This window comes from Citrobacter sp. RHBSTW-00524 (assembly GCF_013747755.1).
Classification (GTDB): Bacteria; Pseudomonadota; Gammaproteobacteria; order Enterobacterales; family Enterobacteriaceae; genus Citrobacter; species Citrobacter braakii.
In genome coordinates this window covers 4,634,815-4,649,396 of the sequence record NZ_CP056421.1, presented here as the reverse complement: position 1 = coordinate 4,649,396, position 14,582 = coordinate 4,634,815, and the positions used below count along the sequence as shown (strand labels likewise).

10 protein-coding genes and 1 other RNA gene are annotated in these 14,582 nt (G+C 50.8%); 10 read left to right on the top strand and 1 reads right to left on the bottom strand.

All coding sequences use genetic code 11. The features are described from left to right. Positions 1–6: 6 nt before the first annotated feature. On the bottom strand, positions 7–1,578 hold the full coding sequence (garD, locus tag HV229_RS22320; RefSeq protein WP_016154637.1) for a galactarate dehydratase: 1,572 nt from the start codon (positions 1,576–1,578) through the stop codon (positions 7–9). A gap of 403 nt (positions 1,579–1,981) precedes the next feature. Here garD and garP point away from each other — a divergent pair, with 403 nt between their 5' ends. The 10 genes from garP (at position 1,982) to pflB (ending at position 14,575) form a co-directional block, all read left to right on the top strand. Next, a complete protein-coding gene (gene garP / locus HV229_RS22315) occupies positions 1,982–3,316 on the top strand; it encodes a galactarate/glucarate/glycerate transporter GarP (protein WP_065554768.1) in 1,335 nt (444 codons plus the stop codon). Between the two features lie 15 nt (positions 3,317–3,331). Next, positions 3,332–4,102, top strand: coding sequence for a 2-dehydro-3-deoxyglucarate aldolase (garL, locus tag HV229_RS22310; protein WP_005131731.1), 771 nt, complete (start codon positions 3,332–3,334; stop codon positions 4,100–4,102). Positions 4,103–4,132: 30 nt separating this feature from the next. Further along, positions 4,133–5,023 (top strand): 2-hydroxy-3-oxopropionate reductase, encoded by an 891-nt coding sequence (gene garR / locus HV229_RS22305; protein WP_181546431.1) that lies wholly within the window; start codon positions 4,133–4,135, stop codon positions 5,021–5,023. A gap of 65 nt (positions 5,024–5,088) precedes the next feature. After that, positions 5,089–6,234: a glycerate 2-kinase gene (gene garK / locus HV229_RS22300; protein WP_047358544.1), complete on the top strand. Its 1,146-nt coding sequence runs from the start codon at positions 5,089–5,091 to the stop codon at positions 6,232–6,234. Between the two features lie 32 nt (positions 6,235–6,266). After that, an RNA gene (gene rnpB / locus HV229_RS22295) (RNase P RNA component class A) lies at positions 6,267–6,643 on the top strand. Between the two features lie 988 nt (positions 6,644–7,631). Beyond that, a complete protein-coding gene (gene tdcA, locus HV229_RS22290) occupies positions 7,632–8,570 on the top strand; it encodes a transcriptional regulator TdcA (protein WP_003828596.1) in 939 nt (312 codons plus the stop codon). A gap of 98 nt (positions 8,571–8,668) precedes the next feature. Continuing rightward, entirely contained in the window at positions 8,669–9,658 is a 990-nt protein-coding gene (gene tdcB, locus HV229_RS22285) for a bifunctional threonine ammonia-lyase/L-serine ammonia-lyase TdcB (protein ID WP_003828594.1), read from the top strand. Between the two features lie 22 nt (positions 9,659–9,680). Further along, on the top strand, positions 9,681–11,012 hold the full coding sequence (gene tdcC, locus HV229_RS22280) for a threonine/serine transporter TdcC (protein WP_016154633.1): 1,332 nt from the start codon (positions 9,681–9,683) through the stop codon (positions 11,010–11,012). Between the two features lie 31 nt (positions 11,013–11,043). Beyond that, the gene (gene tdcD, locus HV229_RS22275) at positions 11,044–12,252 is read left to right on the top strand and encodes a propionate kinase (protein ID WP_016154632.1); all 1,209 of its coding nucleotides are present in this window, start codon (positions 11,044–11,046) and stop codon (positions 12,250–12,252) included. A 28-nt stretch (positions 12,253–12,280) separates the two neighbouring features. Continuing rightward, a complete protein-coding gene (gene pflB, locus HV229_RS22270; protein WP_016154631.1) occupies positions 12,281–14,575 on the top strand; it encodes a formate C-acetyltransferase in 2,295 nt (764 codons plus the stop codon). The last annotated feature ends 7 nt before the right edge of the window (positions 14,576–14,582 follow it).

The following is a 14,582-nucleotide window of genomic DNA, read 5'->3' as shown; positions in this document are numbered from 1 at the left end:
CAGGAATCAGGTCACTGGCGCCGGGTTAAACACCGCCAGTTGGTTATGCAGTCCCCATTGATCCGAGAAGGTTTTCTTACGCCCGCTGGCGACGTCGAGAATAAACTCGAACAGTTTCAGACCCACGTCTTCAATGGTTTCTTCCCCGGTGGCGATGGTGCCTGCGTTGATGTCCATCAGGTCAAACCAACGGTTGGCCAGCTCGGTACGGGTCGCCATTTTTATCACCGGCACGGCCATCAGGCCGTACGGCGTACCGCGACCGGTGGTGAACACCTGCACGGTGATCCCGGAAGCGACCTGCTGCGTACCGCAGACAAAATCACTGGCGGGTGTAGCCGCGTAAATCAGGCCACGTTTGGTTGGGCGTTGACCCGGCGACAAGACTTCGACAATCGCGCTCTTGCCAGACTTGGCAATAGAACCCAGCGCTTTTTCCACCACGTTTGCCAGACCGCCTTTCTTGTTGCCTGGAGAAGGGTTGGCGCTGCGATCCGTTTTGCCCATATCAAGGTAGTTATCGTACCAGGCCATCTCTTCAAGCAGGCGTTTACCTACTTCTTCGTTAATCGCACGTGGGGTCAGAAGATGGATGGCATCGCGCACTTCGGTAACCTCAGAGAACATTACAGTGGCGCCGCAGCGTACTAACAGGTCGGAGGCATAACCGACCGCCGGGTTGGCCGTCACGCCGGAAAACGCATCGCTGCCGCCGCACTGCATGCCGACCACCAGTTCTGACGCCGGGCAGGTTTCACGCTGGCGTTGATTGAGTTTTGCCAGATGGCGTTCGGCCACCTGCAAAATATCGGCAACCATCGATTGAAAGCCAACGTGTTTTTCATCCTGCAGGCTGACGATGCTGGCGCTGTCGACCGGAATACTTTTCACATCGTGCGTGCCTTCCAGCAGGCGCTCTGGCTGCAGTTTTTCGCAGCCGAGGCCAATGACCATCACTTCACCGCCAAAGTTCGGGTTTAGCGCAATATTGTGAATGGTACGAATCGGCACGATGGCGGCTGGGGCATTAATCGCCACGCCGCAGCCGTACAGGTGATTGAGTCCGACCACGCCGTCAACGTTCGGGTATTTGGGCAGCAGATCGCGCTCAATGATTTTCACCACATAATCCACCACGCCCGCCACGCAGTGCACACTGGTGGAAATACCGAGCAGATTCTTGGTGCCGACACTACCGTCTGCATTGCGATAACCTTCGAAGGTGTAACCCTCAAGAGGCGGCAGCGGCTCTGGCACTTTGGTTGCCAGCGGCAGCGTCTCCAGCGGCGGGGCCTTGGGTAGCTCAACCATTGATTCATCAATCCAACTGCCGCGTGGGATATCGCGAACGGCATAGCCTATCACTTCGCCATAACGCACAATTTCGCCGCGAACAGGAATATCCAAGAGCGCCACTTTATGTCCCTGGGGAATATGTTCAATGAGTTCCAGTCCGTCTGGAAAACGCGTCCCAGCTTTCAGACCATTGTCATTGACAATTATCGCCACATTATCTGTTTCGTGAACTTTAATATAAAACGCCGTTGGCGATTCTTGTCTGATTTCGATGTCGGCCATTGTCCAGTATTCTCCAACAAGGTGGTGATAATAGTGTGGATATTTATATTTTGAATCTAATTATAAGTAATAAAGATTCGGTATCGTGAAATAAGAATGTCAGGAGTTTATCGCCAAGAATGTGATGATGATCACTTAAACTCAGCAAGGCCGCCCCACCAGGGGTAGCAATACGTAAATGTGTGCATTAGCGCCCATGCATGTGTGCATATGCCCAAAACATTATTTTAATAACGCATGTTTAATGAGCGCTTGCACAATGATTAACGTTGCGCTGCTGATTATACTAAATCACGGTTTCATAGCGTCTGATAAATTATTATGCATTCTTATTATCAGTAATTTATCACCAGGAATATCTACCCAATAATAATAAAAATTTAATGTACCCGAGGTAATTAGAATGATTCTGGATACAGTTGTCGAGAAAAAGAAAGGCACGCACACCCGTTACTTAATATTGCTGATAATATTTATCGTTACAGCCGTTAACTATGCGGACCGTGCAACGCTGTCAATTGCCGGCACGGAAGTGGCGAAAGAGTTACAGCTCAGTGCCATCTCAATGGGGTACATTTTCTCCGCTTTCGGCTGGGCTTACCTGTTAATGCAAATCCCCGGCGGCTGGCTGCTGGATAAGTTCGGTTCAAAGAAAGTCTATACCTACAGCCTGTTCTTCTGGTCGCTGTTTACCTTCCTGCAGGGCTTTGTCGACATGTTCCCGCTGGCCTGGGCGGGTATTTCAATGTTCATCATGCGCTTTATGCTGGGCTTCTCGGAAGCGCCGTCCTTCCCGGCGAATGCCCGTATCGTGGCGGCCTGGTTCCCGACGAAAGAGCGCGGTACGGCGTCCGCAATTTTTAACTCCGCACAGTATTTCTCTCTGGCGCTGTTTTCACCGCTGCTGGGCTGGCTGACCTTCGCCTGGGGCTGGGAACACGTCTTTACCGTGATGGGCGTGATTGGTTTTGTGCTCACCGGACTGTGGGTAAAGTTTATTCATAACCCAACCGATCACCCGCGTATGTCGCAAGAAGAGCTGAAGTTTATCTCTGAAAACGGCGCGGTCGTGGATATGGACCATAAAAAGCCGGGTGATGTGAAGTCAGGCGGTCCTAAATTGCATTATATCAAGCAGTTGCTCACTAACCGTATGATGCTCGGCGTGTTCTTCGGACAGTATTTTATCAACACAATTACCTGGTTTTTCCTCACCTGGTTCCCGATTTACCTGGTACAGGAAAAAGGCATGTCGATCCTGAAAGTGGGCCTGGTGGCTTCGATTCCTGCGCTGTGCGGATTTGCCGGTGGCGTACTCGGCGGCGTGTTCTCTGATTATCTGATTAAACGTGGCCTCAGCATCACTCTGGCACGTAAGCTGCCGATTGTGCTCGGAATGCTGCTCGCCTCGACCATTATTCTGTGTAACTACACCGATAACACCACCCTGGTGGTGGCGCTGATGGCGCTGGCGTTCTTCGGTAAAGGCTTCGGGGCGCTGGGATGGCCGGTGATTTCCGATACTGCGCCGAAAGAGATTGTCGGTCTGTGCGGTGGGGTATTTAACGTATTTGGCAATGTGGCTTCCATCGTCACCCCGCTGGTGATTGGGTATCTGGTGAGCGAGCTGCACTCATTTAATGCTGCGCTGATGTTTGTAGGGTGCTCGGCGCTGATGGCAATGGTTTGCTACCTGTTTATTGTCGGTGACATTAAACGTATGGAATTGCAGAAATAAACAAAGGTGTAAGCGATGAATAACACGATTTTTCCGAATAAGTTTAAAGCGGCTCTCGCGGCGCAACAGATTCAGATTGGCTGCTGGTCTGCATTAGCCAGCCCAATCAGTACCGAAGTTTTAGGCCTGGCGGGTTTTGACTGGCTGGTGCTGGACGGCGAACACGCGCCGAACGACATATCGACGTTTATCCCGCAATTGATGGCGCTGAAAGGCAGCGCCAGCGCGCCGGTAGTGCGTGTACCGACCAACGAGCCGGTAATTATCAAACGCCTGCTGGATATCGGATTTTACAACTTCCTGATCCCGTTCGTGGAGACGGAGGAAGAGGCGGTGAACGCCGTGGCGTCGACCCGCTATCCGCCGGAAGGTATTCGCGGTGTGTCCGTATCCCATCGCGCCAATATGTTTGGCACCGTACCGGACTATTTTGCGCAGTCGAATAAGAACATCACCATCATCGTGCAGATCGAAAGTCAGCAGGGCGTTGATAACGTTGACGCAATCGCGGCGACAGAAGGCGTCGACGGGGTCTTCGTCGGCCCAAGCGATCTGGCTGCGGCGTTAGGCCACCTCGGCAATGCGTCACACCCTGATGTGCAGAAAGCTATCCAGCACATTTTTGCCCGCGCGAAAGCACACGGCAAACCAAGCGGCATTCTGGCCCCGGTAGAGGCGGATGCGCGTCGTTATCTGGAGTGGGGCGCGACGTTTGTTGCCGTTGGCAGCGATCTTGGCGTGTTCCGTTCAGCCACGCAAAAATTGGCTGATTCTTTTAAGAAATAACCACCCTCGACAGTAGAGAGAGATAAAGACATGACAATGAAAGTTGGTTTTATTGGCCTCGGTATTATGGGTAAACCAATGAGTAAAAACCTCCTCAAGGCAGGTTACTCGCTGGTGGTTGCTGACCGTAACCCGGAATCCATTGCGGAAGTAATTGCCGCAGGCGCAGAAACCGCCGCTACGGCGAAAGATATTGCCGAGCAGTGCGATGTGATCATCACCATGCTGCCGAATTCTCCGCATGTGAAAGAAGTGGCGCTGGGTGAGGGCGGCATTATTGAAGGGGCGAAACCGGGGACAGTGCTGATCGACATGAGCTCCATCGCGCCGTTAGCCAGCCGTGAAATCAGCGACGCACTGAAAGCGAAAGGCGTGGATATGCTGGATGCGCCGGTAAGCGGCGGCGAACCGAAAGCCATCGACGGTACTCTGTCAGTGATGGTTGGCGGTGATAAAGCGATTTTTGACAAATATTACGACCTGATGATGGCGATGGCAGGTTCCGTGGTACATACCGGTGATATCGGCGCAGGTAACGTCACCAAGCTGGCGAATCAGGTGATTGTGGCGCTGAACATTGCGGCGATGTCGGAAGCGCTGACGCTGGCGACCAAAGCGGGCGTAAACCCGGATCTGGTGTATCAGGCGATCCGTGGTGGGCTGGCGGGAAGCACCGTACTGGATGCGAAAGCGCCGATGGTTATGGACAGAAACTTTAAGCCGGGTTTCCGTATCGACCTGCATATTAAAGATCTGGCGAACGCGCTGGATACCTCTCATGGCGTTGGCGCTCAGTTACCGCTGACTGCTGCAGTCATGGAGATGATGCAGGCGCTACGCGCAGATGGGCTGGGCACCGCCGATCATAGCGCACTCGCATGCTACTACGAAAAACTGGCGAAAGTGGAAGTCACTCGCTAACAAGAAGGGCGCGGATGCGCGCCCTGTATTTCTTGCCTTGCGCGGCACTGTCAGGCTACATAACTATGAAAATCGTAATTGCCCCAGACTCTTATAAAGAAAGCCTTTCTGCCACCGAGGTAGCTCAGGCAATAGAAAAAGGATTTCGGGAAATTTTCCCCGATGCGCAATATGTTTCTGTCCCGGTTGCCGATGGCGGTGAAGGAACGGTCGAAGCCATGATTGCCGCTACGCAGGGGAGTGAACATTCAGCGTGGGTGACAGGGCCGCTGGGCGAAAAAGTGAATGCCTGCTGGGGCATGTCTGGAGATGGTAAAACCGCGTTTATCGAAATGGCGGCAGCCAGCGGTCTGGCGTTAGTTCCTCCTGAAAAGCGTAACCCGTTAGTCACCACGTCGCGCGGCACCGGGGAGTTGATTTTGCAGGCGCTGGATAGCGGTGCGCAGAGCATCATTATTGGTATTGGCGGCAGTGCGACCAACGACGGCGGCGCGGGTATGGTGCAGGCGCTGGGGGCGAAACTCTGCGACGCCAACGGGACAGAGATTGGCAACGGTGGTGGAAGCCTGGAGAGTCTGAACACCATCGATATAACGGGCCTGGATCCGCGCTTAAAAACCTGCTCAATTCGCGTGGCCTGCGATGTGACCAATCCACTCACCGGCGATACTGGCGCTTCGCGCATTTTTGGCCCGCAGAAAGGGGCGACGGAAGAACGCATTATCGAACTGGACCGCAATCTGTCTCACTATGCCGACATCATTAAAAAATCGCTGCGGGTTGATGTGAAAGACGTTCCTGGCTCTGGTGCGGCAGGCGGAATGGGCGCCGCGTTAATGGCTTTTTTAGGTGCGGAGTTGCGCAGTGGTATTGAGATTGTGACCCAGGCGCTCAATCTGGAAGAGCATATTCATGACTGTACGCTGGTGGTGACCGGAGAAGGGCGGATTGACAGCCAGAGCATTCACGGCAAAGTGCCAGTGGGTGTGGCGAATGTCGCGAAGAAGTACCACAAGCCGGTAATTGGTATTGGCGGCAGCCTGACGCGCGATGTGGAGGTGGTGCATCAATATGGTATCGATGCGGTGTTTAGCGTATTAACCACCATCAGCACGCTGGAAGAGGCCTTTCGTGGGGCATTTGATAATATTTATCGCGCTTCAAGAAACATCGCCGCCACGTTGGCGATAGGAATGCGCAGTGCGGGGTGACAATGCCCCGCAAACCCTCTATACTGCGCGCCGAAGCTGACCAGACAGTCGCCGCTTCGTCGTCGTCCTCTTCGGGGGAGACGGGCGGAGGGGAGGAAAGTCCGGGCTCCATAGGGCAGGGTGCCAGGTAACGCCTGGGGGGGAAACCCACGACCAGTGCAACAGAGAGCAAACCGCCGATGGCCCACGCAAGTGGGATCAGGTAAGGGTGAAAGGGTGCGGTAAGAGCGCACCGCGCGGCTGGTAACAGTCCGTGGCACGGTAAACTCCACCCGGAGCAAGGCCAAATAGGGGTTCACAAGGTACGGCCCGTACTGAACCCGGGTAGGCTGCTTGAGCCAGTGAGCGATTGCTGGCCTAGATGAATGACTGTCCACGACAGAACCCGGCTTATCGGTCAGCTTCACCTCTTTATAAAACCCCGCTTCGGCGGGGTTTTTGCTTTGTAGGCAGACTGTCCACGACGCTATACTCAAAAGAACGCGGCTTATCGGTCAGCTTCACCTCTTTATAAAACCCCGCTTCGGCGGGGTTTTTGCTTTGTAGGCAGACTGTCCACGACGCTATGCTCAAAAGAACGCGGCTTATCGGTCAACTTCACTCTTTATAAAAACCCCGCTTCGGCGAGGTTTTTTGCTTTATAGACCGGATAAGACGTTTACACTGCCATCCGGCAGACGTTTTTCCTGTCGTGTTGTAGTTGGTTCACCACGAATCTGGCCTTTATTTCCCATTCATTTCATCGTTATTTGACCTTTATTTACGCGCTAAACTTCTTTTATCTAAGGGAATGTCTCGCGGGATATTTCATTTTTTGTGATGACTAGCACAAAACGCTGCGCGATACGTTTTTATCGAGAATAATCGAACGCAATCGATCGCCATCACAAAATTAGTGGCTGATAAATCGTACAAAACCACTGTTAATGCAATGTTGCATTTGATGGTTCTTTGTATGTTTTGGTTTAAATATTAATAAATGCAATGTTTCTTTACAAACAAATAAGGCTAAAAAACGTGATGCATAACGTTATTTGACCACTATAAACGATAAAATATAATTATATTTGATAAGTTGCTTATTAAATTTAAGCACTGTTTTGCCTGGTAATTACTCTGTAATTGATTGAAATATAGCCTTTCGTGGTTTTAAGAAATAGCAGGAGAAATGGTGTTGTTATAGCCATAAAAAATCGTTATCCCCCCATCTTTTTTTGATTAAAGTCAGGATAAAGTGAGATCGATATTTCATATCTATATGATTATTAAGTGATTTCAATTTAAATAATAGTCTTACAAAATGTAAGTCAAGGGGATTTGTGAGTGGTAGCACATATCCTCGTTCGCTTAATTTGGTACACTTCCTGCCGTCAACAAAGTAATTAGCGCAGGTCGATATGAATACTATTACACTCCCTAAAACACAGCACTTAGTGGTCTTTCAGGAAGTCATTAGAAGCGGTTCTATCGGCTCAGCTGCAAAAGAATTAGGTTTAACTCAACCGGCTGTCAGCAAAATCATTAATGATGTAGAAGCTTATTTCGGTATTGAGTTAGTCGTACGCAAAAATACTGGTGTGACATTAACTCAGGCAGGTCAGGTTATGCTCTCATGGTCTGAATCTATTACCCGTGAAATGAAGAACATGGTTGATGAGATGAACAGCATGACGAGCAATGCGGTCGTTGATGTGTCGTTTGGCTTTCCTTCACTGATTGCCTTCACCATCATGTCCGGCATGATTAAAAAATTCAAAGAAGTGTTCCCGAAAGCGCAGGTTTCCATGTATGAAGCTCAGCTCTCCTCGTTCTTACCTGCGATTCGTGACGGGCGTCTGGATTTCGCGATCGGTACGCTGAGTGATGAGATGAAACTGCACGATCTGCATGTTGAACCGCTCTTTGAGTCAGACTTCATCCTGGTTGCCAGCAAGTCCCGAACATGCACCGGCATCACCTCGCTGAGCGCGTTGAAAAACGAACAGTGGGTGTTGCCACAAACGAATATGGGGTACTACAGTGAACTTCTAACCACGTTACAAAATAATGGCATCAGCAGTGAAAACATCGTTAAAACAGACTCCGTCGTTACGATTTATAATCTTGTTCTCAATGCTGATTTCTTAACAGTAATTCCCTGCGATATGACCACACCATTTGGCTCAAACCAGTTTATTACTATCCCGGTAGAAGAAACCTTACCCGTCGCGCGTTATGCCGCCGTATGGTCGAAAAATTATCGAATTAAAAAAGCAGCATCTATTTTGGTGGAATTAGCCAAAGAGTATTCATCATATAATTGTCGGAGACGAAGGCAATTAATTGAAATTGATTAAAGATTGAATTTGTTTTAACACGAAATCAACGCCATCTGTCTATTTCTGACAATGGTCACGGCTATCTATTTACTTTAATACCCTAGTAAGAGGTTCTAATGCACATTACATACGATCTCCCAGTTGCAATTGAAGATATCCTCGAAGCGAAAAAAAGACTGGCGGGGAAAATTTATAAAACGGGAATGCCTCGCTCTAACTATTTTAGTGAACGTTGCAAAGGGGAAATTTTCCTCAAGTTTGAAAATATGCAGCGTACCGGTTCATTTAAAATCCGTGGTGCGTTTAACAAGCTCAGTTCATTAACCGAAGCTGAAAGATGTAAGGGCGTGGTGGCTTGCTCTGCAGGTAACCATGCGCAAGGGGTTTCTCTCTCCTGCGCCATGCTCGGAATCGACGGCAAAGTGGTCATGCCGAAAGGCGCGCCGAAGTCTAAAGTTGCTGCAACCTGCGATTATTCCGCAGAGGTTGTGCTGCACGGCGACAACTTCAACGACACCATCGCTAAGGTTAGCGAGATTGTGGAAACTGAAGGCCGTATCTTTATTCCGCCATATGATGACCCGAAAGTGATTGCTGGTCAGGGCACTATTGGTCTGGAAATTCTGGAAGACCTGTACGATGTCGATAACGTGATTGTGCCAATTGGCGGTGGCGGACTGATTGCTGGTATTGCGGTGGCAATTAAATCTATTAACCCGACTATTAAAATTATTGGCGTACAGTCTGAGAATGTTCATGGCATGGCGGCTTCTTTCCACGCTGGAGAAATAACCACGCACCGAACGACCGGCACCCTGGCGGATGGTTGTGACGTTTCCCGCCCGGGTACTTTAACGTATGAAATTGTTCGTGAGTTGGTGGATGACATTGTCCTGGTCAGCGAAGATGAAATTCGCAACAGCATGGTGGCATTAATTCAGCGAAATAAAGTTGTGACTGAAGGTGCCGGCGCGCTGGCTTGCGCAGCATTATTAAGCGGGAAATTAGATAGCTATATCCAGAACAGAAAAACAGTCAGCATTATTTCTGGCGGTAATATCGACCTTTCTCGTGTATCTCAAATTACTGGTTTAGTTGACGCTTAATATACTTCGTTGAGGATAGGATATGAGTACTACTGATAGCATTGTATCCAGCCAGACAAAACAGTCGTCCTGGCGCAAATCGGACACCACCTGGACACTGGGTTTATTTGGTACAGCCATCGGCGCCGGGGTGCTGTTCTTCCCTATCCGCGCAGGTTTTGGCGGACTGATCCCCATTCTGATAATGCTGGTGTTAGCATACCCCATCGCCTTCTATTGCCACCGTGCGCTGGCACGCCTGTGTCTTTCCGGTTCTAACCCTTCCGGTAACATCACAGAAACGGTTGAAGAGCACTTTGGTAAAACAGGCGGCGTGGTTATCACGTTCCTCTACTTCTTTGCGATTTGTCCGCTGCTGTGGATTTATGGCGTCACCATTACCAACACCTTTATGACCTTTTGGGAAAACCAGTTGCAGATGCCAGCGTTAAACCGTGGCTTCGTGGCACTGTTCCTGCTGCTGCTGATGGCATTCGTCATCTGGTTTGGTAAGGATCTGATGGTTAAAGTGATGAGCTACCTGGTATGGCCGTTTATTGCCAGCCTGGTGCTGATCTCTCTGTCTCTGATTCCTTACTGGAACTCTGCGGTTATCGATCAGGTTGATCTCAGCAATATCGCTCTGACTGGCCATGACGGCATCCTGGTTACCGTGTGGCTGGGTATTTCCATCATGGTGTTCTCTTTCAACTTCTCACCTATCGTTTCTTCCTTCGTGGTCTCTAAACGTGAAGAGTATGAGAAAGATTACGGTCGCGAATTTACCGAACAGAAATGTTCAAAAATCATCTCTCGCGCCAGTATGCTGATGGTTGCCGTGGTGATGTTCTTTGCCTTTAGCTGCCTGTTCACGCTCTCTCCGGCAAACATGGCGGATGCGAAAGCGCAGAACATTCCAGTACTGTCTTACCTGGCGAACCACTTCGCTTCACTGTCCGGTTCGAAGTCCACCTTCGCGACCGTTCTGGAGTACGGCGCTTCAATCATCGCACTGGTTGCTATCTTCAAATCTTTCTTCGGCCACTACCTGGGCACGCTGGAAGGTCTGAACGGTCTGGTGCTGAAGTTTGGTTACAAAGGCGATAAAACTAAGGTTTCCGCTGGCAAACTTAATACCATCAGCATGATCTTCATCATGGGCTCCACCTGGGTTGTGGCTTACGCCAACCCGAACATCCTGGACCTGATTGAAGCAATGGGCGCGCCGATTATTGCCTCTCTGCTCTGCCTGCTGCCGATGTATGCCATCCGTAAAGCGCCGTCACTGGCGAAATACCGTGGCCGTCTGGATAACGTGTTTGTTACCGTGATTGGTCTGCTGACTATCCTGAACATTGTCTACAAACTGTTTTAATCCTTAAGCTCAGGATGAGCGGAGTAGTGAAATGAATGAGTTTCCGGTAGTACTGGTTATTAACTGTGGTTCGTCTTCCATTAAATTCTCAGTGCTGGATGCAGCGAACTGTGAAGTTTTAATGGCGGGAATCGCGGACGGTATTAACTCTGAAAATGCGTTCATAGCAATTAATGGAGGAGAGCCAGCTAAGCTGGCTCACCACAGCTACGAAGACGCATTAAAAGCAATCGCCGTTGAACTGGAAAAACGTAATTTAATGGACAGCGTGGCCTTAATTGGCCACCGCATTGCCCACGGTGGAAATATCTTTACCGAATCAGCAATTATTACTGACGACGTTATCGATAATATTCGCCGGGTATCGCCTTTAGCACCGTTACATAATTATGCGAACCTCAGTGGGATTGAATCCGCACAGCACCTTTTCCCAGGCGTGCAGCAGGTTGCGGTATTTGATACCAGCTTCCACCAGACGATGGCCCCTGAGGCCTATCTTTACGGTCTACCGTGGAAATATTTTGAGGAGTTAGGCGTTCGTCGTTATGGCTTCCACGGCACGTCGCACCGCTATGTATCTCAGCGAGCGCATGAGCTTCTTGAGCTGCAGAGTGATGACTCCGGTCTGGTTGTGGCTCACCTGGGGAACGGCGCGTCAATCTGCGCGGTGCGTAACGGGCAGAGCGTTGATACCTCAATGGGCATGACGCCGTTGGAAGGGTTGATGATGGGCACACGCAGCGGTGACGTCGATTTCGGCGCCATGGCGTGGATTGCCAGCGAAACCAACCAGACGCTGAGCGACCTTGAGCGCGTTGTGAATAAAGAGTCCGGTTTACTGGGTATTTCCGGTTTGTCCTCTGACTTACGTACGTTAGAAAAAGCCTGGCACGAGGGACATGAGCGTGCGCAGTTGGCGATTAAAACGTTTGTGCATCGTATCGCGCGCCATATCGCCGGACATGCCGCTTCGCTGCATCGTCTTGATGGGATTATTTTCACCGGTGGAATAGGAGAGAACTCGGTATTAATTCGTCGTCTGGTTATCGAGCATCTCGCCGTTTTAGGGGTGAATATCGACAGCGAGATGAATAGCCTGCCAAATTCCCATGGCGAAAGAATTATCTCTAATAAAGATGCTCGTGTTATTTGTGCGGTTATTCCCACAAATGAAGAGAAAATGATTGCGCGTGATGCCATTGCGTTAGGCAAAATTAATATACCAGTAGAATTTGCATAATTAATTTTCAGCAGAGAGATTATTTTTCATGAAGGTAAATATCGATACCAGCGATATGCTGTATGCCGAAGCCTGGAATGGCTTTAAAGGTACGGACTGGAAAGAAGAAATTAATGTCCGTGATTTTATTCAGCACAACTATACGCCTTATGAAGGGGATGAATCTTTCCTCGCCGAAGCAACGCCAGCGACCACTGCATTGTGGGAAAAAGTTATGGCGGGCATCCGTATTGAAAACTCGACGCACGCGCCGGTTGATTTCGATACCAATATTGCCACCACGATAACCGCACATGATGCGGGTTATATTGAACAAGAACTGGAAAAAATCGTCGGTCTGCAAACGGATAAGCCGCTCAAGCGCGCTCTGCATCCGTTTGGCGGCATCAACATGATCAAAAGCTCTTTTGATGCTTATGGTCGTGAGATGGATGCTGATTTTGAATACCAGTTTACTGAACTGCGTAAAACCCATAACCAGGGCGTATTCGACGCCTACTCTCCGGATATGCTGCGCTGCCGTAAATCCGGCGTGCTGACCGGTCTGCCGGACGGCTATGGCCGTGGTCGTATCATCGGCGACTATCGCCGAGTCGCGCTGTACGGTATCCGCTACCTGGTACGCGAGCGTGAACTGCAGTTTGCCGATCTCCAGTCGAACCTGGAGTGGGGCCAGAATCTTGAAGCCACGATTCGCCTGCGCGAAGAACTGTCTGAGCACCGTCGCGCCCTGCTGCAGATGCAGGAAATGGCAGCGAAGTACGGCTGCGATATCTCCCGCCCGGCGCGTAATGCGCAGGAAGCGGTGCAGTGGGTTTACTTTGCTTACCTGGCTGCGGTGAAATCTCAGAACGGCGGCGCAATGTCGTTGGGCCGTACCGCATCGTTCCTCGACATCTACATTGAGCGCGATTTCAAAGCGGGAATTTTAAACGAGCAGCAGGCGCAGGAGCTGATCGACCACTTCATTATGAAGATCCGTATGGTGCGCTTCCTGCGAACGCCGGAATTCGACACCCTGTTCTCAGGCGACCCTATCTGGGCGACTGAAGTTATCGGCGGCATGGGGCTGGATGGCCGCACGCTGGTGACGAAAAACTCGTTCCGCTACCTGCATACGCTGCACACCATGGGACCGGCGCCTGAGCCGAACCTGACGGTGCTGTGGTCTGAAGCACTGCCGATTGCCTTCAAAAAGTACGCCGCCCAGGTGTCTATCATCACCTCGTCTTTGCAGTATGAAAACGACGATTTGATGCGTGCCGACTTTGACAGCGATGACTATGCCATTGCCTGCTGCGTAAGCCCGATGGTTATCGGCAAACAAATGCAGTTCTTCGGTGCGCGTGCCAACCTCGCCAAAACGTTGCTGTACGCAATCAACGGCGGCGTGGATGAGAAGCTGAAAATTCAGGTTGGGCCGAAAACGGCACCGCTGATGGATGACGTGCTGGATTACGATACGGTGATGGAGAGCCTGGACCACTTTATGGACTGGCTGGCCGTGCAGTACATCAGCGCGCTGAACATCATCCACTATATGCACGACAAGTACAGCTATGAAGCTTCGCTGATGGCGCTGCACGATCGTGATGTCTATCGCACGATGGCTTGTGGTATGGCGGGTCTGTCCGTGGCGGCGGATTCTCTGTCGGCTATCAAATACGCCCGCGTGAAACCGATTCGTGATGAAAACGGTCTGGCTGTCGATTTCGAAATCGAAGGCGACTATCCGCAATACGGCAACAACGACGAGCGAGTAGACAGCATTGCCTGCGACCTGGTCGAACGCTTCATGAAGAAAATTAAGGTGTTGCCAACCTACCGTAACGCAGTGCCGACGCAGTCCATCCTGACCATCACCTCCAACGTGGTGTACGGACAGAAAACCGGTAACACACCGGACGGACGTCGCGCAGGTACGCCGTTTGCGCCAGGGGCTAATCCGATGCACGGCCGCGATCGTAAAGGCGCGGTTGCGTCGTTAACCTCGGTGGCCAAACTGCCGTTTACCTATGCCAAAGACGGTATCTCGTACACCTTCTCCATTGTGCCGGCTGCACTGGGCAAAGAAGATGGGGTGCGTAAAACCAACCTGGTTGGTCTGCTGGACGGTTACTTCCACCATGAAGCGCATGTGGAAGGGGGGCAGCATCTGAACGTTAACGTTATGAACCGTGAAATGTTGATGGATGCCATTGAGCACCCGGAAAACTATCCGAACCTGACGATCCGCGTGTCTGGCTATGCGGTGCGCTTCAACGCGTTGACCCGTGAACAGCAGCAGGATGTTATTTCACGTACTTTCACCCAGGCGCTCTGACGCCGGA

What these genes read in the sequence shown, in the direction of transcription:
- garD (WP_016154637.1), bottom strand. Translation starts at nt 1,578, where the DNA reads ATGGCCGACATCGAAATCAGACAAGAATCGCCAACGGCGTTTTATATT.
- garP (WP_065554768.1), top strand. Translation starts at nt 1,982, where the DNA reads ATGATTCTGGATACAGTTGTCGAGAAAAAGAAAGGCACGCACACCCGT.
- garL (WP_005131731.1), top strand. Translation starts at nt 3,332, where the DNA reads ATGAATAACACGATTTTTCCGAATAAGTTTAAAGCGGCTCTCGCGGCG.
- garR (WP_181546431.1), top strand. Translation starts at nt 4,133, where the DNA reads ATGACAATGAAAGTTGGTTTTATTGGCCTCGGTATTATGGGTAAACCA.
- garK (WP_047358544.1), top strand. Translation starts at nt 5,089, where the DNA reads ATGAAAATCGTAATTGCCCCAGACTCTTATAAAGAAAGCCTTTCTGCC.
- tdcA (WP_003828596.1), top strand. Translation starts at nt 7,632, where the DNA reads ATGAATACTATTACACTCCCTAAAACACAGCACTTAGTGGTCTTTCAG.
- tdcB (WP_003828594.1), top strand. Translation starts at nt 8,669, where the DNA reads ATGCACATTACATACGATCTCCCAGTTGCAATTGAAGATATCCTCGAA.
- tdcC (WP_016154633.1), top strand. Translation starts at nt 9,681, where the DNA reads ATGAGTACTACTGATAGCATTGTATCCAGCCAGACAAAACAGTCGTCC.
- tdcD (WP_016154632.1), top strand. Translation starts at nt 11,044, where the DNA reads ATGAATGAGTTTCCGGTAGTACTGGTTATTAACTGTGGTTCGTCTTCC.
- pflB (WP_016154631.1), top strand. Translation starts at nt 12,281, where the DNA reads ATGAAGGTAAATATCGATACCAGCGATATGCTGTATGCCGAAGCCTGG.